Raw genomic sequence first — 25749 nt, forward strand, 5'->3', positions numbered from 1 at the left:
GGTGTGTGCGAAAAGATGTTTTGCTTTTCTAGGATGGCTCGAAGTTCACACCCGTGGGGTGTGCATGTTGCATAAGTTTTGGTGTTCGCGTTCGCTGTGCGGTTCTTGGACCACTACCGCTGACAACTCTTGTGGGTTGTGGTGGTGGTCTGTGTGGTTTTGCGGTGGTGATAGTGGTGGGGAAACGCCCGGTTAACCGTTCCGATCCCGGTAGCTAAGCCCATTCGCGCTGATGGTACTGCAACTTGGTGGTTGTGGGAGAGTAAGTGACTGCCGCAATATTTTTTGAGGGAGGCTCTGCTTCTGATCTTCGGGTCAGGGGCAGGGCCTCTTCTTTATTCATGGTGTGTTTTCATTTATGGGTGGGTGTGTTGTCTGTGTGCACGATGGGGTGTGTTGTCCGTGCTTATTGCTACCTGGCGGGGGCCCAGCAACCTCGCGCGGGGTTGCTGCGCCCCCGCCAGGTAGCAATAGGGGAAGGCTTCGATTCCATCGCGTCTCACTCCGCCTCGCGCGATCTGTGCGAGCTCCGGAATATCGGCCTCTTGTACGGGCGAGAGCTCCATACCATCTGATCGCAGATGAAGTGCGAACGGCGGCCAGATCTCCGAGATGTCCATGTGACTTGTTTCCATTCTTTCCTGTTCAATGGCCCTGGAACTGCGAGGATGACTTATATCCCACTTGAAGTGACCGGACAACGCTGTCCATTATCTGGTCGCTCGGATTGTTGTTATGCGGGTCACGGTAGGTTTGTGCGCATGAGTCTACATCCATCACTGCAGCCAATCTTCGACACGGTGCTCCAGCGTAATCCTGGAGAGTCGGAGTTTCACCAAGCGGTACAGGAAGTTCTCTATTCCCTGGGCCCCGTCGTGGACAAACACCCCGAATACCTCGAACTCTCAGCGCTCGAGCGGCTGTGCGAGCCCGAACGCCAGATCATCTTCCGGGTCCCCTGGATCGATGACTCCGGAGTCGTGCAGATCAACCGCGCCTTCCGTGTGCAGTTCAACTCGGCACTCGGCCCGTACAAGGGTGGACTGCGGTTCCACCCTTCGGTGAACCTCGGCATCGTCAAATTCCTCGGCTTCGAGCAGATCTTCAAGAACGCCATCACAGGCCTGCCCATCGGCGGCGGCAAAGGCGGATCTGACTTCGATCCGAAGGGCCGCAGCGACCGCGAAGTCATGCGGTTCTGCCAGTCGTTCATGACCGAGCTGTACCGTCACATCGGTGAATACCGCGATGTGCCCGCAGGCGACATCGGCGTCGGCGGTCGGGAGATCGGCTACCTCTTCGGCCAGTACAAGCGGATGACGAACTCCTACGAGGCAGGTGTGCTCACCGGCAAGGGACTGTCCTACGGCGGTTCCATGGTCCGCACCGAAGCCACTGGCTTCGGCGTCGTGTACTTCCTCAAGGACATGCTGGCGGCTGCGAAGAAGAACATCGACGGTCGCACAGTCTCGATCTCCGGATCCGGAAATGTCGCGGTGTTCGCAGCAGAGAAGGTCACGGCCTTCGGCGGCACGGTCATCACGATGTCCGACTCGGCCGGCTTCATCCACGATCCGGATGGCATCGACACGGCACTCGTCAAGCGCATCAAGTTCGAAGAGCGCGGACGCATCTCCGAATACGTGGAGCAGCGCGGGGGACGCGCGACCTACCACGAGGGCGGCAATGTCTGGGACGTCGAGGTCGACGTCGCACTGCCATGTGCGACTCAGAACGAGCTCGACGGAGACTCGGCTGCGACTCTGGTCAAGAACGGAGTCATCGCCCTCGCCGAAGGCGCGAACATGCCCTGCACGCCGGAAGCCGTGAAGATCTTCTCCGAGGCCGGCGTCCTCTTCGCCCCCGGCAAGGCCGCAAACGCCGGCGGTGTCGCGACCAGTGCGCTCGAAATGCAGCAGAACGCCAGCCGCGACTCGTGGGACTTCGACTTCACCGAGGCGCGCCTGGCCGAGATCATGGGCGATGTCCACGACAGCTGCGCCGCCGCTGCCGATGAGTTCGGTTCGCCCGGAGACTACGTCGCCGGCGCCAATATCGCAGGCTTCATCCGTGTCTCCGAAGCGATGCTCGCTCAGGGAGTCGTCTGATCGACTGAACCACAAGACAGGCCCTGCCCAGGACGGTTGCGCTTCCAAGCGAAGCACGATGGTGCTGAGCAGGGCCTGTGTCGTATCTGCCGCGCGCAGTCGGACCGAACAGCTCCAGTTCTGTCAGAGGGCCAAGGACTCGCCGGCGGGTGTATGTCCCGTCGCTCGGCCCCCTCAGCGTTTCCCGATCGTCCCGTAGCCTTTGCGCCAGCGCAGCAGGGGACGGGATGTTCCCGCATTCGTGCCCGCACCCATGGAGACCACCTCGCCGACGACGAGGTTGTGCGTGGCGACCTCGAGCACCTCGGTGAGTTCGAGTTCGAACCAGGCGATCGCCTCGGTGAGTACCGGCTGCCCGGCCTGCGGGGCGGGAAAGGTGTCAATGCCTTTGAGCGACCCGTACAGCGGCTGGCCCGAAGCTCCCAAGCGTTCAGAGATGTCTCGCTGGTCGGAATTGAGCAGCGAGATGGCGAAGTGAGAACTCGTCTCCAGGGTCTCCATCATCCGTGAGCCGGAATAGACGCTCACCGCCATCGTCGGGGGATCGTACGACACGTCGAGAAACGAATCGACGGTGATCGCATGCAGGGCACTGCCGCGGGTGGCAGAGACCACGGCGACCGCCGCGGCGATGTCATCGCTGAGTTCGCGGTAGCGTTCTGTGAGGGAATCGTCGTAGGCCTGGTCCATGACACTCATTCTAGGGAACTACAATGGAGCCATGACCATTCCAGCTTCAGGCGGTTCAGCAACGATCGAGCGCGAGCAGTCCGAGCAGCTAGTCGAGCCCGGCGACCACGAGCGCTTCAGCCACTACGCGCCCAAGGACAAGATCATGGAGTCCATGGTGACCGGGACTCCGCTGATCGCCTTGTGCGGGAAGGTGTGGGTCCCCACGCGCGACCCCGAGCGGTTCCCGATCTGCCCCAAGTGCAAAGAGATCTACGAGACGATGTCCGAAGGACCGCAGGAGTAGATGTCCGCGGATCGTCTCCCAACAGCACCAGGGACCTCCGCAGCAGAACAGCTTCCACCGGCATTCCCCGAGCGCGCAGCGTGGGGAACGGCCGGAAAGCTGCGTGCCTGGCAGGCGGAGGCTCTCGAACTCTACTTCCAGAAGCAGCCCAAGGACTTCCTCGCCGTCGCGACCCCAGGAGCAGGTAAAACCACCTTCGCTCTGCGGCTGGCGGCCGAACTGCTGGCCCAGCGGGTCGTCAACCGTGTCACAGTCGTCGCTCCCACCGAACACCTCAAGGTGCAGTGGGCAGATTCGGCGGCACGTGTGGGCATCAAACTCGACCCGCACTTCAAGAACTCCCAGGGCAAACACGCCCCCGGGTACCACGGAGTGGCTCTGACCTATGCGCAGGTGGCGGCCAAACCCGTTCTCCACCACAACCGGACGGCCGCCGGCCGCACCCTGGTCATCCTCGACGAGGTCCACCACGGAGGTGACGCCCTGTCGTGGGGCGATGCCGTGCGAGAGGCCTTCGGCCCCGCGGTCCGCCGACTGTCCCTGACCGGAACCCCGTTCCGGTCGGACACCTCACCGATCCCGTTCGTCACCTACGCTCCCGACGAGAACGGCATCCGCACCTCGGTGGCGGACTACTCCTACGGCTACGGTCGTGCGCTCAAGGACTCCGTCGTCCGCCCCGTCCTCTTCCTCGCCTACGCCGGCGCCATGAGCTGGCGGACCAAGGCCGGCGACGAGATGTCGCACGTCCTCGGCGAGGAGACGACGAAGGACATCAACTCGCAGGCCTGGCGCACGGCACTCGATCCGAAGGGCGACTGGATCCCGGCGGTCCTCAAGGCCGCCGATATCCGACTGACGGAAGTCCGGCGCACCGTCCACGATGCCGGCGGACTCGTCATCGCCACAGACCAGGAGGCCGCCCGAGCCTACGCCAAACGGCTGCACGAGATCACCGGAGAGAAACCGACCGTGGTGCTCTCTGACGAAGCAGGAGCCTCGGAGCGGATCGAACAGTTCCAGAACTCCACCGACCGATGGATGGTCGCCGTGCGGATGGTCTCCGAAGGCGTCGACGTTCCCCGACTGTGTGTCGGCGTCTACGCGACCTCCTCGTCGACGCCGCTGTTCTTCGCCCAGGCGATCGGCCGCTTCGTGCGTGCTCGCAAACGCGGCGAGACCGCCTCGGTGTTCCTGCCCTCGGTGCCCGTGCTGCTGGCCTTGGCGAACTCGATGGAAACCGAACGCGACCATGCCCTCGATCGCCCGAAGAACGAGGACGAGAACGATGTCGTCGTCTTCGACGAGCAGGCCATGGAGCAGGCGAATCGGAACGAAGGCGCCTCGTCGGACCAACTCGGATCCTTCGAAGCACTCGGTGCCGAGGCGCTGTTCGACCGCGTCCTCTACGATGGCGGCGAATTCGGCACCGGCGGAGCCATCGGCTCCGAGGACGAACTCGACTTCATCGGCATTCCGGGTCTGCTCGAACCCGATCAGGTGCGTGAGCTGCTGAGCACTCAGCAGGCCCGGCAGGCGAAGCGCAAGACTGCGGCGGCACCTCCGGCACCCGAGGTGGAGACGAGCGAACTCGAGCACCGCGCGATGAAGGAAGAGCGCAACCAGCTTCAGAGCCTCGTCGGTGCCTGGTCCAGACGCACCGGCACACCGCACCAGAACGTCCACGTCGAGCTGCGCAAGGCATGCGGGGGACCGGCCGTCGCTCAGGCCACACGGGAGCAGATCCAAGCTCGGATCAAGAAGCTGCAGGGCTGGTTCATCGGCAAGAAATGACACCGGCTGCCGGCAGGGGAAGCCCTGTCGGGATGAGACCGACGAAGCCGCCGAGGCAGACAGTGCGTCTGCCTCGGCGGCTTCATCGATTCGCGGTGGTCCGGGCCCGGATCAGGCTGAATAGAACACGGTGGGGATGGCGGGCTCGCCGTCCTGCAGGCGCCTGGCCGAACGCGGCAGCTCCGCCAACGACTCATCATGTCGGGCGCAGGCCTTCTTCACGCCTGCCGCACCGGTGAACGATTCATCGACCTCACCGTCGACGACGAGATCGACGCTGAGCCGACGACCGTCACCGAGGTCATCGGGCAGGCTCGGAATGCCGACGGCCTCCTCGACCGCGATCGGACCGTCGATGAGGCGCAGCGCCTCTTTGTGTCCTCCGCGTGAGGGCTTGCCGGAGGAGTGTTTGGCCACCGAGGTCCACTCGCCTGCCTCATCGGCGCGGGCCACGAGCTTGTACACCAGCCCGGCGGCCGGGGCACCTGAACCGGTGACGACTCGTGTGCCGACACCGTATGAGTCGACGGGGGAGGCGGCCAGCGCAGCGATCGCGTACTCGTCGAGATCGCTCGTGACGGTGATCGTCGTGTCGCGGGCACCGAGACGGTCCAGGCTCTCACGAACCTCGCTGGCCTGTTCGATGAGGTCGCCCGAATCGATGCGCACGCCGCCGAGGTTCGGCCCGGCCAGTTCGATCGCCGTGGCCAGCGCCTCCTCGACGTCATAGGTGTCCAAGAGCAGAGTCGTCTCGGTGCCCAGCGACTTCAGCTGGGCGGCGAAGGCCTCTCGCTCGGAATCGTGGAGGAGCGTGAACGAGTGGGCCGAGGTGCCGATCGTGCGCAGTCCGTACTGGAGGCCGGCGGCCAGGTTCGACGTCGAGGCGAAACCGCCGATGACAGCGGCTCGAGCCGCAGCCACGGCCGCATGCTCGTTCGTCCGTCGCCCGCCCATCTCCGCGCAGGGTCGATCGCCGGCCGCCTGAGCCATGCGGGACGCCGCCGAGGCGACTGCACAGTCATAGTTCATCGCCGACAGGATGAGCGTCTCGAGGATGACACCCTCGGCGAATGTCGATTCGATCGTGAGCAGCGGTGAGCCGGGGAAATAGATCTCCCCTTCGGCATAGCCGCGGATATTGCCGGAGAACCGATAGTCCGCCAACCAGTCGATGGTGCGCGAGTCGACGATGTTCTCCCTGCTGAGGAACGAGAGTTCGGCATCATCGAAGCGGAAGTCGCGGATCATCTCGAGGATCCGGCCGGTACCGGCGACGACACCGTAGCGGCGACCTGCGGGAAGACTGCGGCCGAAGACCTCGAAGAGGCTCTTGCGGTGGGCGGCACCGGATTCCAGGGCCGCCTGCACCATCGTCAATTCGTACTGATCCGTGAAGAAAGCCGTCGAATCGGTCCGTGTGAGATCACTCATAGGCGCGATCTTACGTCACGACAGTGTCAGTGTTCTGCCGTATGGTGGAAACGTGAGCAATCCAACGACACCAGTCCTGGAGCCGGAGGTCGATGTCCGACCCGCCGAGGACCTGGCCAAGCCCTGGAGGACCGTGGTCTTCAACGACCCGGTCAACCTCATGAGCTATGTCAGTTTCGTGTTCCAGACCTACTTCGGCTACTCCGAGGAGAAAGCCCACTCGCTCATGCTCGAAGTCCATGAGAACGGCCGCTCCGTGGTTGCCACGGGAGGTCGTGAAGCCATGGAACGAGACACCCAAGCGATGCACGAGTACGGCCTGTGGGCCGCGTGCCAACCCGATTCAGGATCCGACTGACACATGGCCGCTATCGACGCACGAGGGGACGACGTCGTCCTCACCCTGCAGGACAACGAACGCTCGCTCATGCTCACCGTGTTCACCGATCTCGCGGCCCTGCTGGCCGAAGACGGTGACGGCGATGACGACCGTCCGGACTCGGAGAACTGGGAAGCCCGGCTCGGACTCGTCGACCGGCCGCGTCCGGAGGATCCGGCGCTGCTGCGACTGCTGCCCGACGTCGACCCCGACGACGAGGAGCGTTCGGCGGAGTTCCGCCGCCTCACCGAGTTCGACCTCAAACAGGCCAAGGCACACAATGTGCGCATCGTGCTGCTGGGACTGAGCAAGGGCAACGACATCGCCCTGACCCGCGACGAGGTGCTCGCCTGGATGAAGGGACTCAACGATCTGCGACTCGTCCTCGCCGTGCGCCTCGAGATCGACACCGAGGAGGCACAGGAGGAGAAGTACGCCCACCGCGAGGACCTCTCCGAGTCCGAAGACCTCACCCTGACCCTGTACGACTTCCTGACGTGGATTCAGGACCGATTGACAACGACCTTGCTCGACCAGAGGCAAGGGGATGACGAGATATGAGACTCACCGCTATCGGCACCGCAGGTTCCTTCCCAGGGCGCGGCGCTCTCGCCAGCTGCTACCTCATCGAGACGGATGAGGACACACCCACTCGCATCATCCTCGACCTCGGGTCCGGTGCGCTCAGCCCTCTGCAGGAGACGATCGACACCGATCGTCTCTCCGGCATCGTGCTCAGCCACCTCCACCCGGATCACTGCATGGACATGACCGGCCTCTACGTCAAACACTGCTTCGACCCGAAGTACTTCAACGGCGACATCTCCGACACCGGAACGATCCGCACCCGCACCCCGGTGTTCGCTCCGGCCGGCGCGAAGGAGCGCCTCTTTCGGGCCTATTACACGGATCCCGGCAAGTCCCCGGTCGCCAACGGGGGAGACGATTCGGACTTCGACCACGCCTTCGAGTTCACCGACATCGACCACGGCAGTCGGCATCAGATCGGATCGCTGACGATCGAATCCTTCCTCGTCGACCACCCCGTCGAGGCCTACGCCCTGCGGATCACGGACGCAGCCGGCAAAGTCATCACGTATTCCGGTGACAGCGATGAGTGCGAGAACCTCGTCGAGGCGGCCAAGGGCGCGGACCTCTTCCTCTGCGAAGCCGCTTTTCAGGAAGACCGCGACACGGCACGCGGAATCCACCTCACAGGCAAGCGCGCCGGACGTGTGGCGCAGTACGCCGAGGCATCCGCGCTCGTGCTCACCCACATCCCGGCCTGGACCGACTGCTCCATCGTGCGCGGTGAGGCGGCCGGGGAGTACCGTGGACCCATCGAGCTGGCGAAGCCCGGAGCCACCTGGACCGTGTGACTCGGCGACGACCAGCAGACACCACCATCGAGACGAAAGAGGCAGACAGTGCGAGCAGACGGCCGTGCAGCAGACGAACTCCGTGACGTCCGGATCACCCCGGACTGGATCAACACCGCCGAAGGGTCCGCGCTCGTGGAGTTCGGCAACACCCGCGTCCTCTGCGCAGCCTCGCTGACCGAAGGCGTGCCGCGGTGGCTCAAGGGCCAGGGACGCGGCTGGGTCACCGCCGAATACGCCATGCTCCCGCGAGCCACCGACTCGCGCAGCACCCGCGAGTCGGTCAAGGGCAAGCAGGGCGGACGCACTCACGAGATCTCCCGCCTCATCGGCCGCAGCCTGCGGGCGGTCATCGACATGGACAAGCTCGGGGAGAACACCCTCGTTCTCGACTGCGACGTCCTCCAGGCCGACGGCGGCACCCGCACCGCCTCGATCACCGGCGCCTACGTCGCGCTGGCGAAGGCCATCGACAAGGGGCGATCGACCGGGCTCATCCCTGCTGCCCACCAGCCGCTCATCGACTCGGTGGCGGCCGTGAGCGTCGGCATCATCGACGGACAGCCCCTCCTCGACCTGCCGTACGTCGAGGACTCGCGAGCCGAAACGGATATGAATGTGGTCATGACCGGGTCCGGAAAGTTCATCGAAGTCCAAGGCACGGCCGAGGGAGCACCGTTCGACCGCGACGAACTCGGCAAACTGCTCGACCTCGCCGGCCACGGGTGCACCGAACTCACCCGCATCCAGTCCGACGTGCTCGCCGGATGACGACGTTCGTGATCGCCACTCACAATGAGGGCAAGAAGCGAGAGCTGCTGACCATCCTCGGGCCCGTCCTCGGCACCGATACCCAGGTGCTCACCGCCGCCGAGGCGGGGCTCGGCGATGTCGCTGAAACCGGCGTCACGTTCACGGAGAACGCGCTCATCAAGGCGCGTGCCGCGGCCGCCGCGACCGGACACACCGCCATCGCCGACGACTCGGGAATCAGCGTCGACGTGCTCGGCGGCGCACCGGGGATCTTCTCCGCTCGCTGGGCCGGCCGACACGGCGACGACCGCGCGAACCTCGAACTCCTGCTCGCCCAGCTGGGTGATATCGCAGCCGAACACCGCGCAGCGCAGTTCCGCTGCGCGGCCGCCGCTGTGACCGCCGACGGTCGCGAGTTCACCGCCGAGGGAGTCATGCCCGGACGGCTGGCCACCGAGCCCAAGGGTGAGAACGGCTTCGGCTACGACCCGATCTTCGTCCCCGAAGGCTCTGAGCTCAGTGCCGCCGAGATGAGTGCTGAGGAGAAGAACTCACGTTCCCACCGCCGGTTCGCCTTCGACGCACTGGCCGGGATTCTCGCCGACGAGCCGAATCTCTGAATCACTCACCCACGATGCCCGGCATCTGAACGCAACTGCCTCACCAGCTGAGAAAATCGGATACACTGACGGTGCTCGAATGTTGGCGAACGACCCTCTTCGTGGTCGGCGAAATCGAGGAGAACAATGAAGACTCCGCGCATCATGACATGGGTGGCGGCAGCGGCCGCCACGAGCCTGCTGATCACAGGCTGTTCGGCCGGCGCGTCCGACAGCGGAGGCGATGCGCAGCAGAAGGACTCGATGACGATCGCCTTCACCGCCGAACCGGTCAACCTCGACTTCACCTCCACCTCGGGGGTCGCGATTCCCGAAGCGCTGATGGAGAACGTCTACGAATCGCTCGTCCGCCTCGACGGCGAGGGGGAGATCCAGCCTGCCCTGGCCAAGGACTGGTCCCTGTCCGATGACCGCAAAACCTACACCTTCGAACTCCAGGAGGGTGTGAAGTTCTCCAATGGTGCGGACTTCACCAGCGAAGACGTGAAGTACTCCTATGAACGAGTGCAGAACGACTGGAAGAACGCGCTGAAGTCGAAGATGGACATCGTCGAGTCCATCGAGACCCCGGACGATTCCACCGTCACGATCGAACTGAAGAGGCCGTCGAACACCTGGCTGTTCAACCTCACCAGTCTCGTCGGTGCCGTCTTCGACACCGAGGGAACCGACGACCTGGCGAACGAAGCCATCGGCACCGGTCCCTTCGAGATCGAGGAATTCACGCGCGGACAGTCCATCGACTTCACCGCCCGCGACGACTACTGGGGCGAGAAGCCGTCCCTGAACTCGGTCCAGTTCAAATACTTCAAGGATGCGGTCTCGGCCTCGAACGCCCTGAAATCAGGAGAGATCGACCTCGTCTCCAACCTCCAGGCGCCCGAACTGGCCGGAGAGTTCCAAAGCGACGACTATCAGATCGTCTCCGGCACCACGAACGGCGAAGTCGTGCTGTCGATGAACAACGCCGAAGGCATCTTCAAGGACAAGAAGGCCCGTGAAGCCGTGATGTATGCGATCGACCGCAAGGCGGTCCTCGACACGGCGTGGGCGGGCTACGGCGAGCTCATCGGCTCGATGGTGCCCCCGACCGACCCGTACTACGAAGACTTGACCGGAGAGTGGAAGTACGATCCGAAGAAAGCCAAGCAGCTCGTCGACGAGGCCGGGATCAATGGTGAGGAGTTCGCCTTCACCGTACCGAACCTGCCGTACGCGAAAGCGATCTCCGAAATCGTCTCCGCCCAGCTCGATGAGGTCGGACTGAAGGCGAAGATCGAGACTCAGGAATTCCCGGCCGTGTGGTTGGACAAGACGTTCACCGAACACGATTACGACATGTCGGTGATCAACCATGCCGAACCACGCGACATCCTCACCGTGTTCTCGAAGGACTACTACATCGGCTACGACGATTCGACGATCACGAAGCTCGCGGAGAAGGCCGACACCGGCACCGAGGAGGAATACATCTCGGGGATGAAGGAGATCGCCAGGACGATCACCGAGGATGCCGCCTCGGACTTCCTGTTCCTGTTCCCGAACCTCGTCATCGCCAAGTCCGGCGTCGAGGGAATACCCGCCAACCGCGTCTCCGACGCGTTCAAGATCGCCGACCTCAGCTGGGCCTGACCGCACACGTCGATGCTCACCTACGCCATCAACCGTGCGGTCCAGTTCGCACTGTCCCTCCTCGTCGCCTCGGTGGCGGTCTTCGCCCTGATGAGTCTGCTGCCCGGCAACGCGGCACAGGTGGCGCTGGGAACGAACGCCACCCCGGACGCGGTGGCGGCGCTGGAAACACAGTACGGGCTCGACCGGCCACCGCTCATCCGGTATTTCGACTGGATGGGCGGAATGCTCAGCGGAGACTTCGGCACCTCGTACGTCACCGGTGCCGAGATCACCCCCGTCATCGTGGGCAGCGTCCAGGTGACCGCGATCCTCGTCATCGCCGCCATCGCCGTGTCCATCGTCATCGCAGTGCCATTGGGCACCTTCGCCGCTCTCGAACAGCGCAACTGGATCGGTGTGACGATCTCAGGCCTCAGCCAGGTCGGCATCGCGATCCCGAACTTTCTGGCCGCGATCATCCTCGTCATCGTCTTCTCGCTGACCCTCGGGTGGTTCCCGTCCCAAGGGTGGATGGCTCCGATCGAGGGCCTCGGCGGCTTCCTCCTTCGTCTGGTCCTGCCGGTCGTGTCGCTGGCGCTCGTACAGGCGGCGATCCTCACCCGCTATGTTCGCTCGGCTGTCCTCGACGTGATGCGGGAGGACTATATCCGCACTGCCCGTGCGAAGGGACTGACCCGGACGAAGGCACTGTTCGTCCACGGGCTGCGCAATGCGGCGATCCCCGTCATCACCGTCGCCGGAGTCCAGCTGGCGACCCTGCTGGTCGGGGCCGTGATCATTGAACAGATCTTCGTGCTGCCCGGAATCGGATCCGAACTCGTCCGCGCCGTGGCCAACCGCGACCTTGTGGCGGTCCAGGGCATCGTCATGGTCCTCGTCCTGCTCGTGCTCATCATCAACCTCATCGTCGACATCCTCGTGCCCATCGTCGACCCCCGGATCAGGAACGCCGCATGAAACCGACCGGTGCTCAGAGTCCCCGCGACCATGCCGATCCCGTCGATCTCAACCCGGCCGCCGCGACCGCCTCGGCGAACGGCGGCTCCGCCCGGTCCCGCAAGAGCGGGCGGCGGGTGAACGCATCGATGGTCATCGGTGCGGGCCTGGTCGTGCTCATCGTCGCACTCGCCCTCGTCTCCTTCGTGTGGACCCCGTACGATGCGAACGCGATCGACCCCGCGGCCCGGCTGCAGAACGGCAGCCTCGCCCATCCGTTCGGCACCGACACCTTCGGCCGGGACACGCTGACCTGGGTGATGGTCGGGGCGCGGATCACGCTGCTCGTCGGCGTCGTCGCCGTCGGCATCGCCCTGCTCATCGGCACCCCGATCGGAATCATCTCCGCCCTCTTCGCGAAGCAGCCGTGGGGAATCTGGATCGACTCGGTGATCATGCGCGCCAACGACATCCTGCTGGCCTTCCCGGCCCTGCTGCTGGCGATCATCTTCGCCGCCGTCTACTCGCCGGGGACGGGCCCGGCGATGGTCGCCGTCGGCATCGCCGCGATCCCCGGGTTCGCTCGAGTCGCGAGGTCGGGGACGCTGCAGGTCCTGGGCACCGAATACGTGCGCGCCGCACGAGCGTCGAACCGTCGGATCCCGGCCATCGCCGCCGTCCATGTGCTGCCGAACATCGCCGGAATGGTCATCGTCCAAGCATCAGTGGCGTTCGCGATCTCGGTCCTCGCCGAGGCGGGGCTGTCCTTCCTCGGACTCGGCACCCAGGCCCCGACGCCGTCGTGGGGCCGGATGCTGCAGGAGTCCCAGCAGTACCTGTCCACTCACCCCGAACTCGCGCTGTGGCCGGGCGTGTTCATTGCGCTCGCCGTCCTCGGCTTCAACCTCTTGGGCGACGGTCTGCGCGACCGTTTCGATCCGAAGATGGAGGCTCGAGGTGCCTGAGAATCTGCTCGAGGTCCGCGACCTCACCATCACCCCTGCCGGAACACAAACGCCGGTGCTCCATGACGTCAGCCTCAGCTTGGCTTCGGGGGAGCGGGTCGGACTCATCGGCGAATCCGGCTCGGGCAAGTCGCTGACCGCCCAGTCCGTGATGGGACTGCTGCCCGAAGAGCTGCACACCCGGGGGCGGGTGCACCTGCAGGGGCACTCCGGGAACCTGCTCGACGCGAAGGAGACGACCCTGGCCGGGATGCGGTCGGACATCGTGTCCATGGTGTTCCAAGAGCCCATGAGCGCACTCAACCCGCTCATGCGCATCGGCGACCAGATCGCCGAAGTGCTGCGCATCCACGGCAAGGTGCCCCGAGCTCAGATCCCGACTCGTGTGCGCGATCTGCTCCGCGACGTCCACATGCCCGACCCGGACAGTGCCCGGTTCGCCTACCCGCACCAGATGTCGGGCGGGCAGCGGCAACGCGTCATGCTCGCGATCGCCCTGGCGAATTCGCCGCGGCTGCTCATCTGTGACGAACCCACCACCGCCCTCGACGTCACGGTGCAGAAGCGGATGCTCGACCTCATCGCCGAAAGGGTCTCGGACGTCGAGGCGGGGCTGCTGTTCATCACTCACGACCTCGCCGTCGTCGCCGGAATCTGTGATCGAGTCATCGTCATGTACCGCGGCCGCATCGTCGAGACCGGCAGCGTCGACGAGATCTTCACCGCACCTCAGCACGAATACACGCGAGGGCTCCTGGCATCCTCGGACCTCGACGCCACTGACGAGCGCGGTCGGCTCTTCACGCTCAAGACCGCGCTCGCCTACTCGGGTCCGCGGCTCGACAAGGCAGCGTCGTCGGCAGAGCTGGTGGAGCCGGGGGATTCCGTGGCCGGGACCGCCTCGGTGACGGACGACGATGGGACCGCCTCGGTGCGGGAATCGGCGCCGCTCATCGACGTCTCGGACGTCACCCGGGTCTTCCGCGGACGCGGTCTCTTCGGCCGCAGACGATCGGACGTCACCGCTCTGGGCGGAATCGATTTCGCCGTCTCGACCGGAGCTCGGCTGGGCATCGTGGGGGAGTCGGGCTCGGGGAAATCGACGCTGCTGAACATCCTCTCCGGTCTCGACCGACCGACCACCGGCCATGTGCGCGTCGGCGACATCCGCGTCGAAGCCGCGAGCTCTCAGGCTCTGCGTCGCTTGCGCGAGCGCCTGCAGATCGTGTTCCAGGACCCATTCGCTTCGCTCGATCCGCGGATGCGCATCGCCGATATCGTCGCCGAACCGCTCATCGCCGCGGGTATCGACAAGGACGAACGGGACGCGCGGGTCGTGGAGATGATCACCGCCGTCGACCTCGATGCGGACTCTCTGCGTCGGTACCCGCACCAGTTCTCGGGCGGGCAGAGACAGCGCATCTCGATCGCTCGGGCACTGGTGACCAAACCGCAGATCCTCGTCGCCGACGAACCGGTCTCCGCCCTCGACGTCTCGGTGCGTGCGCAGGTGCTCAACCTGCTCACCGACCTCGTCGACGAGTACGCGCTGACCCTCCTCTTCGTCTCCCACGACCTCGGCGTCGTCAAACACCTGTGCTCCGACGTCATCGTCATGAAGGCCGGGCAGATCGTCGAATCGGGGGCCACGGAGGACATCTACGCGAACCCGCAGGAGGAGTACACACGGAGCCTCATCGCCGCCACCCCGAGCCTTGCCGAGGCGCTCGCGGCCGGATAGCGCGGCCGGCGTCTGCGAGCAGCGACGAACCATCGAGAGAAAGGGCAGCACGTGAACACAACGCTTGCCGACCACAGTGCGGCCGAACTGGCGGCCGGTTTCGCCGGCGGAGACTTCGACCCGCTCGAGGTGCACTCCGCGGTCGTCGACCGCATGAACGACTGCGAACCGACCATCAATGCGCTGTTCCACCGCGACGACGACCGCTCCCGGAACTCAGCCGCGGCCAGCGCCGCCCGCTGGCGTGAGGGCCGCCCGCTGAGCGACCTCGACGGGGTGCCCGTGACGATCAAGGAGAACATCGCTCGCCGCGGCGTCCCGTTGCCCAGCGGACACGCCTGGGTGGAGATGCCGGTGGCCGACGACGACGCCCCGATCACCCAGCGTCTCGAAGAAGCCGGCGCCGTCATCGTCGGATCGACGACGATGCCCGACTGGGGAATGCTCTCCTCAGGTGTGTCCTCTCTGCACGGAATCACCCGCTCGCCCCTTGACCCGAGACTGACGACCGGCGGGTCGAGCGCCGGCGCCGGAGCCGCAGCGGCGGCCGGATACGGACCCATCCACATCGGCTCCGACATCGGCGGGTCCATCCGCCTGCCGTGCACCTGGCTCGGACTGGCCGGACTCAAACCCAGCTTCGGTCGAGTCCCGCTCGATGCCCCCTACCTGGGCAGGTGTGCAGGACCCCTCGCGCGGACGATGGCCGATGTCAAGGCCGCCATGGACATCATCTCCGCCCCGGACGATCGCGACTATTCGCGGCTGCCGCGGTTGGCCGCCGATGACGCGCAATCTCTGCCGGGCAGGGAGCCGACTGCGACGTTCGATCCGCAGGGACTGCGCATCGGTGTCCAGCTCGACGCCGGGTGCGGGGTCGCCGCCGTTGCGCAGGTGCGTTCTGCCGTCACCGAGGCGGCCGAGAGGTTCTCCGCGGCCGGAGCCGAAATCATCACGCTCGATCCGTTCATCGACGATGATCTGCTCCATGACATGGACCTATTCTGGCGGGTGCGATCGTGGGTCGACCTCAAGGCGCTGTCCGTCGACGAACAGACGCTCATCCTGCCCTATATCCGACAGTGGGCGCAGGACGGAGCCGATACCAGTGGAGTCGAGCTGATGCGCTGCTATCACAATGTCCAGGAGATCCGGCGTCGGACGATCACCGCCACAGCCGAATTCGACCTGGTGATTTCGCCGACGGCTCCGGATGCGGCATTCCCGGCCGAGCAGCCCATGCCGTACCCGCAGGTGCACGAACCGATGGGCCATATCGGGTTCACCATGCCGTTCAACATGTCCGAACAGCCGGCGGCAACGGTGCTGGCCGGATACATGGATGACGGTCGGACCATCGGCGTGCAGATCGCCGGACGGCGGTTCGCCGACGACCTCGTCATGGCCGCCGGCGCCTGGTTCGAGGCCGCGGCCGGACTCGCACAGCCGACACGGTCGGCGGTGGGCTGAGCGCGGACTCGGGGATCAGAAGTCGAAGAACTCGACCGAGAGCTTGTCTCCGTCGATCTTCACGCTTCCCGACACCGACAGGGAGTTTCCGTTGGAGAAGTACGAGGATCCGGACCTCTTGCCGTCGACGGAGAAGTTGAACTTGCCGGGCTTGTCGGTATAGAACGAGCCGGTGCTCGTGTCTCCGGTGCCGAAGCTGGCCTTCACCTCGGGCATCTCCTTCATGTCCCACTCGGCGGTGTTCTTCTTCGCCAGATCATCGAGCTTCTTGTCCGAACCGCCGACGGGAATCTCGGTCGGGTCGTACTTGATGAAGTCGCACTTCGGCTCGATGCTCTTGTTGTCGAAGCACTTCTCGAGCTCCTTCTCGACCTGTTTCTGAACTTCCTTTTCGAAGGCGCCGGTCGGGGCCAGGTTGAGGTTGAGGGTGGTGGGGGACACCTGCCCCTTGTTCGGCTGTCCACCGGGAGCGAAGGCCTTCGGGAAGTTCACGTTGGCCGTATCGGATGCCTCTGAGATCCACTTGCTCTTCGGGATCGTGAAGTCGTAGCTGCCGGGGTAGACGGCGAACGAGGTGGTGCCCGACTTCGCTTTGTAGTCCTCGCCGTTGACGGAAAGACCGTCGGCGGCGGGAATATCGAGCGAGATGACGTTGAGGTCGGGGCCCTTCATCGTCCACTTGTCGAAGAACAGGTCCTGCTTGCCGTCCTTCGTCGCGGAGAGCTCGACATTGTAGGGGCTGCCGTCGAGCTCGTAGGAGACGACGACGGTTCCCTTGTCTCCGTCCGTCTTCGACGATTCGACCTTGGCCTTCTCGATCTTCGCCGAGGAGGAATCGGTGAATTCCTTCTGCAGCAGGTCGAGGTTCGTCCCTTCCGGGCGTGCGGACGGTGCGATCTTCTCCGCGGCGGCGAAGTCACCCTTGTTCAGGGCTTCGACGTAGTCTTCGGCGACTTTGTCGGGTCCGTACTTGTTCTTGTTCACGCTGCCGATGACGAAGAACCCGACGAGGACGAGGATGATGACGAGTGCGACCGCGCCGAGAGTGATGAAGAGGGGCATCTTGCCCTTCTTCTTGTCGGGGCGATTCTCGGCCCGGGTGGCAGTGCTCTGCCCGCCGGCGAAGCCCGGGGCCGGAGCCGGCTGCGGTATCCCCTGGGACGGGCCGGATCCTGTCTGTGGGGCATTCGGGCCAGACCCCGTCTGGTACTGCCCGGACTGGTTCTGGGCGGAGTTGTACTGGCCCGGCTGGTTCTGGGCACCGGGATACGGGGGCTGATTCTGCGCTCCCGGATAAGCCGCATTCGAGTACTGGCCACCCGGCTGTTGGCCACCCGGCTGTTGGCCACCTGGCTGTTGGCCGTCCTGCGGCTGGGCGCCGGGGTAACCCCCGTTCGGCTGCTGCGGGTTCTGGTACTGGTTGTTCGGGGCCTGTCCATTCTGAGCCTGGCCACCGGGAGACGGGGCACCGGGGTAGGGGCCTGCCTGTGGGCCGCCCGGGCCCTTCGCTCCGCCCTGCGGACCGGGGCCGAATGACTCATCGTTCTGGGCTCCGGGAGCCGAATACTGCGGTGGCTGGTTCTGTTGTGGAGAGGCAGGGGCGACCGTGGGACGTGACGGCAAATCGTCGGTCGGGGATCCCAGTGGAGGTGCCTGGTCATCGGGCACTGAGGCAGCGCTGCCGGACTGAGCCGGACCATCGGAGGCTGAAGGGGTGTCGCCGGAGGTCGAATCCGGACGATCCTCGGCCGTCGGCGGCTCCGACTCAGGCTTCGGTCCGCCGGTCTCCGGAGGCTCGCTGGGTGGTGGCGGGAAATTGGGGTGATCGTTCCCGTTGCTCATCGTGGGGTCATCCTTTGCGTGTACAAGCCTGTCCTGGCGCAATTGTACTTCCCGGAACAGGGAATCGCGTGGTCAATACCGGGAAGCCGAGACGGGTTAGGCGAAAATGGTCCTGATGCACACTTCTCCACACCCTCAGCCCTACCGGCGCACGATCCTCGCGGTCCTCATGGAAGTCGCGAAGATCGATCTCATCGTCGTCCCCGCAGGATTCGTCATCGCCACCGTCTTCTGGATCATCGGGCTCGGCTCACAGCTGCCCTATTCGGCGATTCCCGAATGGGCATTCGCACTGTGGGCGACGGTGTCAGGGCTGAGTGTCTCGACCCTCGGTTTCGACTTCTCACTCGCACCGAGTCTCGTGACTGTCGGCCTGTGGTTCCTGGTGGCGGCCGGCGCCAAACGTGTGGTCGGTGGCACGGCAGCGGACAGTCCGACCGAGAGCGAGGACGACCTCGGCGGATGGTGGGCGCTCATGGGAACAGCTCTGGGCACCTACGTCGTAGCCTACGCGGGTCCACTCCTGGTGCTGGCGACCCTGGTCGGACAGGCCGCGGTGACGCCGTTCGGATTCCTCCGGCTCGTCCTCTTCCTCCTCACGGCCGTGGCCTGGGCCCTCATCCGGGTCCGCGGAATCGGTGACATTCCCGGCCTGTCCCCGATCGCCGATGAGACCTTCAGCGTCGCCGTCCGACTCGTCCGCCGTCTGCTGTGGGCGGCAGCGGCCCTCGGCGTGATCGTGCTCCTCGTCGGAATCGCGATCCGCTGGAGCGACGTCGCCGATACTCTGCAGGTCTACAGCTCACCGGTCGCCGCCGGCATCGGTCTCATCGTCGTCCAGGCGCTCTTCGCCCCGAGCATCGTCTACTCGGCCGTGTCCTGGACTGCCGGGACGGGAGTGGGCATCGGCGGGGCCGGGACGAGCTCGGCATTCACCTCGACCTCCGCTCCGGTGCCCGATGTGCACGTGCTGCAGCTGCTGAGCGGGGACTATCCGGCGTGGACGGCGGCCGCACCGGGACTCCTAGTGCTGCTCGGGCTGCTGTGCGTCATCCTCGGCCGCGACCGAGCTCGCGACATCGCCGAGCAGTCGTGGATCGGACTGGGAATCGCGATCGGGATACTGTTCGTCATCGTCGAGGTCCTCGCCCTGTTCGCCCGCGGAGCCATGGGCCCACTGGGCCTGTCCGGGTTCGGACCTTCGGCACTGACGTCGGCACCGGCGATCACGGGGTGGATCGGTGCGGGCATGGCAGCCGGACTCCTCTTGATCAGACTCTCCGGTCTGCACACCGTCGACTCCGATTTCGCCGATGACGATGAGGATGGAGACGACGAGGATGCCTTCGATGAGGCAGACGGATCAGAGGCATTCGGCGAGGACGAGCCGGAGCCGGTCGACGGCGTCGTCAACGACGACGAACCGCGATAGACGGGGATGCCGCCTCGGTGAGGGGTCAAGCGTGAGGCGAGGGCATCCGCGGTGAGGGGAACAGCGTTGAAGGCCGGCGCCTGAAGGATCGGGGCCGGGCTCCGTGGATCAGTTGGTGCCGGGCAGTTCGAGGTCTTGGCCGGTGATCTGCTTGAACCAGTCGCCCAGGCCGGACTGATAGTCGCTCGTACACGAGATCTGGGCCTGCTGGGTGATCGCATCGCGCAGGCATTCTTCGTACTTCGACTGCACGGGCCAGAGGATGACCGAGGACATCGTGGAGAAGATGAGATAGATGCTGAGCAGACCGCCGAGGATGCCCAAGGACATGTTCCGGCGCTGCTTGGCCCTGACGACGGCGACGATGTACTTCACCGACCACACGACCGCGGCGACGGCGAAGCCGATGGCGGCGAGCTTGAACGGCAGCTGATACGTGAACGTCAGCACCGAGGCGAGGATCAGCAGTATCAGGACCAGTCCATGCCGTGCGGGTGCGGCCTGTGCCTCCTCTTCGGGAGTCGGCGCTTTCTTCTCTTCGGTATTCTGCGGTGACGTCACCGGATCAGTTTCTCACAGTCGACTGACAAATGCCTCGGCGGCCCGTGTCCGCAGGGTGACCGTCGGGCATCGTCCACGAGCTGCAGACGTTAGACTGTGCGGGTGCGCATCGTTCTTCTGGCATCCGGTTCCGGTACCCTCACGCAGTCCGTCATCGACGCTTTCGCCGATGGAACCCGCGGAGTCGATATCGTCGCCATCGGAGCCGACTCGACCACGGCCGGGGTCCTGGAGCGGGCAGAACGGCATGCAATTCCCACCTTCGTCGTCCGACCCAAGGACTACGCCGACCGTGACGAATGGAACCGGGCGCTGAAGGACACGGTGGCCGAGCTTGCCCCGGACTGGGTGATCTCCGCCGGATTCATGCGCATCCTCGGCCCCGTCTTCGTCGACGCCTTCCCATCCAGGATCATCAACACCCATCCGGCGCTGCTGCCATCGTTCCCCGGGGCACACGGAGTCCGCGATGCGCTCGCCCACGGGGTGAAGCTGACCGGTGGAACCATCCACCTCGTCGATGCGGGAGTCGACACCGGACCGATCATCACCCAGTACGCGGTTCCCATCGGCGATGACGACACCGAGGAGACCGTGCACGAGAACATCAAGGCCCGTGAACGCGCAGAGCTCGTGCGCCTGCTCGCGCACCTGGCCCATACCGACCTCGTCGTCGATGGTCGACATGTCCGCGGATATGTCGCCTCGGCGATGACCGCCCACTGACCCCGCCGTGCGAAGAACCGACCGGCGATCGAACCTCGAGGAGGATCTGTGACAGGAACCCGTGCGATCAAGAGAGCGCTGATCAGCGTCTACGACAAGACCGGCCTGGAGGAGCTGGCTCGCGGCCTCCACGCAGCCGGAGTCCAGATCGTGTCGACCGGATCCACGGCTGCGAAGATCGCCGAGGCGGGAGTCGCGGTGACGAAGGTCGAAGAGCTCACCGGGTTCCCCGAATGCCTCGAGGGACGGGTCAAGACCCTGCACCCACGCGTCCACGCCGGCATCCTCGCTGACTCCCGCAAGCCCGAGCATCTCGAGCAGCTGTCCGAACTCGAGATCGAACCCTTCGACCTCGTCGTCGTCAACCTCTACCCGTTCGCCGACACCGTCGCCAGCGGAGCCGGCTTCGATGACTGCATCGAACAGATCGACATCGGCGGACCTTCGATGGTGCGTGCGGCGGCGAAGAACCACCCCACGGTCACCGTCGTGACGGATCCGGCCGACTATTCGGCCGTTCTCGACGCTGCCGCCGGTCACGGCTTCGACATCGAGGCCCGTCGCACCTTCGCCGCCCGCGCCTTCGCCCACACCGCGGCCTACGACTCGGCGGTCGCCTCCTGGTTCGCCGCGGAGCTCGCCACCGATGAGAAGGCCGCATTCGCCGGTCTCACCGGGGAGAAGATCGCCGACCTGCGGTACGGAGAGAACCCGCACCAAGCGGCGGCCGTCTACTCGGATGGAACCGTGGGAATCGCGGGGGCGAGACTGCTCGGTGGCAAGGCGATGTCGTACAACAACTACACGGACACCGATGCCGCGATCCGTGCCGCGTTCGACTTCGACCAGCCGGCCGTGGCCATCATCAAGCACGCGAATCCCTGCGGACTCGCCGTCGGTGAGACTGCGGCCGCGGCGCACAAGGCCGCGCACGAATGCGATCCGCTGTCGGCCTACGGCGGTGTCATCGCCACGAACCGGGAGGTCGACGCCGAGCTGGCCGCCTCGATCAAGCCGATCTTCACGGAATGCCTGGCGGCTCCGTCGTTCAGCGCCGAGGCGCTCGAGATGCTCGCGACGAAGAAGAACCTGCGACTGCTCGAACTCGGCGACATCGATGTGCCCACAGCCGAGATCAAGCCGATCAGCGGTGGATTCCTCGTCCAGGACCGTGACGCTTTCCAGGCCGACGGAGACTCTGCCGAGAACTGGACCCTGGCCGCCGGTCCGGCAGCTGCACCCGAGGTCCTCGCGGATCTCGAATTCGCGTGGAAGGCCGGGCGGGCCGTGAAGTCGAACGCCATCCTGCTCGCCAAGGACGGTGCCTCGGTGGGTGTGGGAATGGGTCAGGTCAACCGCGTCGACTCGGCCAAACTCGCCGTCGAACGTGCCGGAGCCGAACGCGCCACGGGAGCGGTCGCTGCCTCGGACGCGTTCTTCCCGTTCCCCGACGGTCTGCAGATCCTCATCGATGCCGGAGTCACCGCCGTGGTGCAGCCGGGCGGATCGATCCGCGACGATGAGGTCATCGCGGCTGCGGAGGCGGCCGGAATCACAATGTACCTGACCGGGAGCCGCCATTTCTTCCACTGAGATGAAACGGCTTCATCCTCGTCATGCACGGCGGGGGAGAGGGCCGATCTCGAAACGATGGATCTACTGGAAACGGCGGTACGCGCATCCCACCAGGCGTGATTGGGTGCTGCTCGGCTGTCTCCTGGGGGTCATCGCCGCAGCGGCGTGCTCGATCAACGACTTCCGCCTCGGTGCTGTCGTCCTCGCGGTCGTCCCCGCCGGGCTCGCCGGGTTCCGGGCGATGCCGCCGCCGTGGACCGATGTGTGGACGAACAGGTCGAAGACCGTTGACATCGCCACCTGTCTGCTGTTCGCCGGACTGCTGGTCATGCTTGCGTTCCTCGTGCCATTGACCCGCTGATGATTCGGTCTCGGCGACATTCTTTATGTGCATTCGCTGAGAACTGCGACGCGCGGGTGTTGCCACGCCGGTAACAATGGCAAGGTGAGTGGCGTCAGAGGTTCGCTCAGAACCTTTTCCGATGAAAGGAGACAGCATGGGACTCGACGATCTTACGAACAAAGCCAAGGACGCCTTGAATAGCGATAAGGGTGAAGAGATCAGCGACCAGGGCCTGGACAAGGCTGCTGACGCCGCCAACAACGCCACCGGCGGAAAATTCGAAGACCAGATCAACCAGGGTCGCGAAGGTGCCGATGGCAAATTGGGCAACGAATGATCTTTGAGCCATAGCCGCGTCCGGCATGGATGAGCGCCGAGGAGAACGTGAGTTCTCCTCGGCGCTCTCTCTATTCGCGGCACGGTGCCGGACCGTGCGTCCACCGAAGCGGTCGGCTCAGCTGAGTTTGTCGATCGGGGCGTAGCGCAGCAGCAGCCGCTTCGATCCGGCCGAGCCGAAGTCGACGACGGCCACGGTCTTGTCTCCGACGCCGTTGACCTCGGTGACGGTGCCGAGCCCGAAGGACTCGTGTGAGACCTTCTCACCGACCTCGACGGAGATGACCTCGCGGTTGGGGCGGATCCGGTTGGGGAATCCGGCGACCGGTGTCGATGAACTCGCACTCGAGCGTGAGCGGGAACTGCCGCCGGACGACCGCGACGACCCGAAACCGCCGGAATAGCCGCTGGAGGCGTAACCGCCGGAGCCGAATCCACTGGAACCGTAACCACCGGAGCCGAAGCCTCCGGACCCGAAGCCACCGGAGAAGCTTCCCGTGTTCTCCCAGTTGATGAGGTTCTCCGGGATCTCGGAGAGGAACCGGCTCGGCGGATTGTACTGAGGCTGACCCCACATGCTCCGTGTTTCGGCGCGAGTGACGAGCAGCCGCTGCCGAGCTCGGGTGAGCCCGACATAGGCCAGACGTCGTTCTTCCGACAGCTCCTGCGGATTCTCAAAGGAACGCGAATGCGGGAATCCTCCGTCTTCGAGCCCGGTGAGGAAGACCACCGGGAACTCCAAGCCCTTGGCCGTGTGCAGAGTCATCAGCGTGACCTGGCCGAGTTCGGCATCGGGGATCTGATCCGTATCCGAGGCCAGAGCCACCTGCTCGAGGAACTGATCGATGGCCGCCGCGCCGACGCCTGGGGCGGTGGAGGCGTCAGCGGAACCGGCGTCATCGACGGCGGGATCGACCGCCTCGGCGGGGGTTTCGGTCTCTGCAGCGGTCGGATCTTCGGCGGTCGCCTCGGCGCCGTTGTCTGTGTCGTTGTCATCCGGGGTGTCCGGGGTGTCGGGTTCGGCGACCGCGGCGGCCTCGCGAGTGGCGACGAAGTCCTCGGCCACGGCGACGAGTTCGGCGAGGTTGTCGACTCGGGATTCGTCCTGCGGGTCGGTGCTCTTCTGCAAGGATTCGAGGTATCCGGACTGCTCGAGGATCGCCTCGATGACGCGGGAGAGCGGGGAGGACTCGGCGGTGGAGCGCAGATCCTGCATGAGGTCGTAGAACTTCTGCACCGAGGTCAGTGCGCGCGAACTCAGATGCGGGATCTCGTCGAGGCGGCCCAGAGCAGTATAGAAGCTGATGCTCTCTCGGTCGGCGAAGTCGGCGATGATGCCTTCGGTGCGGTCGCCGATTGAGCGTTTGGGCACATTGAGGATGCGGCGCAGGTTGACGTCGTCATCGGGGTTGGCGACGACGCGCAGATAGGCGAGGGCGTCCTTGATCTCCTTGCGCTCGTAGAAGCGGGTGCCGCCGACGACCTTGTACGGGATTCCGGAGCGGACCAGTGCGTCTTCGATGGCGCGTGACTGTGCGTTGGTGCGATAGAAGACCGCGAAGTCACCGTAGGTGTACGTCTCTTCATCGATGAGGTCATCGATGCGGTCGACGATGAACCGTGCTTCACCCTGCTCGTTCTCGGCCACCCAGCCGACGATCTGTTCGCCGGAGCCCTCCGAGGTCCACAGTTTCTTCTCCCGGCGGTCGTCGTTGTTCGCGATCACGGCGTTGGCCGCGTCGAGGATGTTCTGTGTCGACCGGTAGTTCTGCTCCAACAGAATGGTGTCCGCGTTCGGAAAGTCCTTCTCGAATTCGACGATATTGCGCACCGTGGCGCCGCGGAAGGCATAGATCGACTGGTCGGCGTCGCCGACGACGGTGAGTTCGGCTCCCGTCGGACCTCCCGCACCGTCACCGGCGAGGGCCTTGATCAGGGCGTACTGCGCCGGGTTCGTGTCCTGGTACTCGTCGACGAGGATATGGCGGAACCGGCGACGGTAGGAATCGGCTACCTCGGGGAAGGCGCCGAAGAGATGGACGGTCTCTGCGATGAGATCGTCGAAGTCGAAGGCATTGGCCAGCCGCAGACGGGAGGTGTAGCGCTTGAAGACGTCGGCGAGCACCTCGTCGGCGGGATTGTTGGGCCGCGGGATGAAGTCATCGGGGGTCTGCAGCTCGTTCTTGAGGTTCGAGATCCGGTGCAGGATCGCCCGCGGAGCGTACTTCTTCGTGTCGAGTCCGAGCTCCTTGAGGATCTGGGCGACGAGCCGTTGCGCGTCCTGGGCGTCGTAGATCGTGAAGTTCGACTTCATGCCCAGCACCTTCGCTTCGCGGCGGAGGATGCGCACGCACGAGGAGTGGAACGTCGAGACCCACATCGCACGGGACGCGGGCCCGACGATCGAGGACACGCGTTCGGCCATCTCCTTGGCGGCCTTGTTCGTGAACGTGATCGCCAGGACCTCGCCGGGATGGGCTCGACCGGTGGCCAGGGCGTAGGCGATGCGTCGGGTGAGCACGGTCGTCTTGCCCGATCCGGCCCCGGCGACGATGAGCAGCGGGGATCCCGTATGGATCACGGCCTCGCGCTGCCTGGGGTTGAGCCCGGTGAGGAGTTCGGCCGCTCGGGAGTCGGCGCCGGCGGCATGGTTCGTGTGTTCAGCTGCAGCAGTCATGTCGCCCCCAACGATACCGTCAGCCCCAGACACGAGCTCACACCCCTCAAAACTACCTGACGGCGGCTCA

At 65.0% G+C, this 25749-nt stretch carries 23 protein-coding genes and 1 rRNA gene; 19 read left to right on the forward strand and 5 right to left on the reverse strand.

Annotated features, from left to right (window positions below; genetic code table 11):
- The first annotated feature begins 160 nt into the window (after positions 1-160).
- Positions 161-279, forward strand: a 5S ribosomal RNA gene (rrf, locus tag AD89_RS0113905).
- Positions 280-761: 482 nt separating this feature from the next.
- The gene (gene gdhA / locus AD89_RS0113910) at positions 762-2108 is read left to right on the forward strand and encodes an NADP-specific glutamate dehydrogenase (RefSeq protein ID WP_025779876.1); all 1347 of its coding nucleotides are present in this window, start codon (positions 762-764) and stop codon (positions 2106-2108) included.
- Between the two features lie 174 nt (positions 2109-2282).
- On the opposite strand, the gene AD89_RS0113915 is transcribed toward gdhA, so the two are convergent.
- Positions 2283-2798, reverse strand: coding sequence for a flavin reductase family protein (locus AD89_RS0113915; protein WP_025779878.1), 516 nt, complete (start codon positions 2796-2798; stop codon positions 2283-2285).
- 31 nt (positions 2799-2829) lie between these two features.
- Here AD89_RS0113915 and AD89_RS0113920 point away from each other — a divergent pair, with 31 nt between their 5' ends.
- On the forward strand, positions 2830-3084 hold the full coding sequence (locus AD89_RS0113920) for a DUF3039 domain-containing protein (protein ID WP_035320920.1): 255 nt from the start codon (positions 2830-2832) through the stop codon (positions 3082-3084).
- The gene (locus AD89_RS0113925) at positions 3085-4878 is read left to right on the forward strand and encodes a DEAD/DEAH box helicase (RefSeq protein ID WP_025779882.1); all 1794 of its coding nucleotides are present in this window, start codon (positions 3085-3087) and stop codon (positions 4876-4878) included.
- A 111-nt stretch (positions 4879-4989) separates the two neighbouring features.
- Here the strand turns inward: AD89_RS0113925 and AD89_RS0113930 are convergent, their stop codons facing one another.
- Complete coding sequence (locus AD89_RS0113930) at positions 4990-6309, reverse strand: nicotinate phosphoribosyltransferase (RefSeq protein WP_025779884.1); 1320 nt, start codon at positions 6307-6309, stop codon at positions 4990-4992.
- A gap of 52 nt (positions 6310-6361) precedes the next feature.
- Between AD89_RS0113930 and clpS the strand changes: the two genes are divergently transcribed.
- The 10 genes from clpS (at position 6362) to AD89_RS0113980 (ending at position 16187) form a co-directional block, all read left to right on the forward strand.
- A complete protein-coding gene (clpS, locus tag AD89_RS0113935; RefSeq protein ID WP_025779886.1) occupies positions 6362-6667 on the forward strand; it encodes an ATP-dependent Clp protease adapter ClpS in 306 nt (101 codons plus the stop codon).
- Positions 6668-6670: 3 nt separating this feature from the next.
- Positions 6671-7249, forward strand: coding sequence for a DUF2017 family protein (locus AD89_RS0113940; RefSeq protein WP_025779887.1), 579 nt, complete (start codon positions 6671-6673; stop codon positions 7247-7249).
- A complete protein-coding gene (locus AD89_RS0113945) occupies positions 7246-8067 on the forward strand; it encodes an MBL fold metallo-hydrolase (RefSeq protein ID WP_025779889.1) in 822 nt (273 codons plus the stop codon). Before AD89_RS0113940 ends, AD89_RS0113945 begins: the two co-directional genes overlap by 4 nt.
- 48 nt (positions 8068-8115) lie before the next feature.
- Positions 8116-8838 carry a ribonuclease PH gene (gene rph, locus AD89_RS0113950; RefSeq protein WP_025779891.1) on the forward strand — a complete coding sequence of 241 codons (723 nt, stop codon included), beginning with the start codon at positions 8116-8118 and terminating at the stop codon, positions 8836-8838.
- Positions 8835-9440 carry an RdgB/HAM1 family non-canonical purine NTP pyrophosphatase gene (rdgB, locus tag AD89_RS0113955; protein WP_025779892.1) on the forward strand — a complete coding sequence of 202 codons (606 nt, stop codon included), beginning with the start codon at positions 8835-8837 and terminating at the stop codon, positions 9438-9440. Before rph ends, rdgB begins: the two co-directional genes overlap by 4 nt.
- Positions 9441-9566: 126 nt before the next feature.
- Positions 9567-11072, forward strand: a complete 1506-nt coding sequence (locus tag AD89_RS0113960) for an ABC transporter substrate-binding protein (RefSeq protein WP_025779894.1) — start codon at positions 9567-9569, stop codon at positions 11070-11072.
- 12 nt (positions 11073-11084) lie between these two features.
- Positions 11085-12032: an ABC transporter permease gene (locus tag AD89_RS0113965; RefSeq protein WP_025779896.1), complete on the forward strand. Its 948-nt coding sequence runs from the start codon at positions 11085-11087 to the stop codon at positions 12030-12032.
- Positions 12029-12976 (forward strand): ABC transporter permease, encoded by a 948-nt coding sequence (locus AD89_RS0113970; protein ID WP_025779898.1) that lies wholly within the window; start codon positions 12029-12031, stop codon positions 12974-12976. Before AD89_RS0113965 ends, AD89_RS0113970 begins: the two co-directional genes overlap by 4 nt.
- The gene (locus AD89_RS0113975; protein WP_025779900.1) at positions 12969-14717 is read left to right on the forward strand and encodes a dipeptide ABC transporter ATP-binding protein; all 1749 of its coding nucleotides are present in this window, start codon (positions 12969-12971) and stop codon (positions 14715-14717) included. The genes AD89_RS0113970 and AD89_RS0113975 overlap by 8 nt, the downstream gene beginning before the upstream one ends.
- Before the next feature lie 51 nt (positions 14718-14768).
- Entirely contained in the window at positions 14769-16187 is a 1419-nt protein-coding gene (locus AD89_RS0113980; protein WP_025779901.1) for an amidase, read from the forward strand.
- 15 nt (positions 16188-16202) lie between these two features.
- Here AD89_RS0113980 and AD89_RS0113985 read toward each other — a convergent pair whose 3' ends face one another.
- Positions 16203-18029, reverse strand: coding sequence for a hypothetical protein (locus AD89_RS0113985; protein ID WP_025779902.1), 1827 nt, complete (start codon positions 18027-18029; stop codon positions 16203-16205).
- 115 nt (positions 18030-18144) lie between these two features.
- Here AD89_RS0113985 and AD89_RS0113990 point away from each other — a divergent pair, with 115 nt between their 5' ends.
- A complete protein-coding gene (locus AD89_RS0113990; RefSeq protein WP_025779904.1) occupies positions 18145-19461 on the forward strand; it encodes a cell division protein PerM in 1317 nt (438 codons plus the stop codon).
- A 108-nt stretch (positions 19462-19569) separates the two neighbouring features.
- On the opposite strand, the gene AD89_RS0113995 is transcribed toward AD89_RS0113990, so the two are convergent.
- On the reverse strand, positions 19570-20022 hold the full coding sequence (locus tag AD89_RS0113995; protein ID WP_025779906.1) for a hypothetical protein: 453 nt from the start codon (positions 20020-20022) through the stop codon (positions 19570-19572).
- A 102-nt stretch (positions 20023-20124) separates the two neighbouring features.
- On the opposite strand from AD89_RS0113995, the gene purN reads away from it, so the two are divergent.
- The 4 genes from purN to AD89_RS0114015 all read left to right on the forward strand — a co-directional run bounded on the left by purN (position 20125) and on the right by AD89_RS0114015 (position 23003).
- Positions 20125-20748: a phosphoribosylglycinamide formyltransferase gene (purN, locus tag AD89_RS0114000; RefSeq protein ID WP_025779908.1), complete on the forward strand. Its 624-nt coding sequence runs from the start codon at positions 20125-20127 to the stop codon at positions 20746-20748.
- 48 nt (positions 20749-20796) lie between these two features.
- On the forward strand, positions 20797-22341 hold the full coding sequence (purH, locus tag AD89_RS0114005; RefSeq protein WP_025779910.1) for a bifunctional phosphoribosylaminoimidazolecarboxamide formyltransferase/IMP cyclohydrolase: 1545 nt from the start codon (positions 20797-20799) through the stop codon (positions 22339-22341).
- A 106-nt stretch (positions 22342-22447) separates the two neighbouring features.
- Positions 22448-22684 (forward strand): DUF3017 domain-containing protein, encoded by a 237-nt coding sequence (locus AD89_RS0114010; protein WP_231488692.1) that lies wholly within the window; start codon positions 22448-22450, stop codon positions 22682-22684.
- Between the two features lie 136 nt (positions 22685-22820).
- Complete coding sequence (locus AD89_RS0114015; protein WP_025779915.1) at positions 22821-23003, forward strand: Rv0909 family putative TA system antitoxin; 183 nt, start codon at positions 22821-22823, stop codon at positions 23001-23003.
- A gap of 117 nt (positions 23004-23120) precedes the next feature.
- Here AD89_RS0114015 and AD89_RS0114020 read toward each other — a convergent pair whose 3' ends face one another.
- Positions 23121-25679, reverse strand: a complete 2559-nt coding sequence (locus AD89_RS0114020) for a UvrD-helicase domain-containing protein (RefSeq protein ID WP_025779917.1) — start codon at positions 25677-25679, stop codon at positions 23121-23123.
- Positions 25680-25749 lie beyond the last annotated feature (70 nt).

This window comes from Brevibacterium sp. VCM10 (genome assembly GCF_000583215.1).
GTDB lineage: Bacteria > Actinomycetota > Actinomycetes > Actinomycetales > Brevibacteriaceae > Brevibacterium > Brevibacterium linens.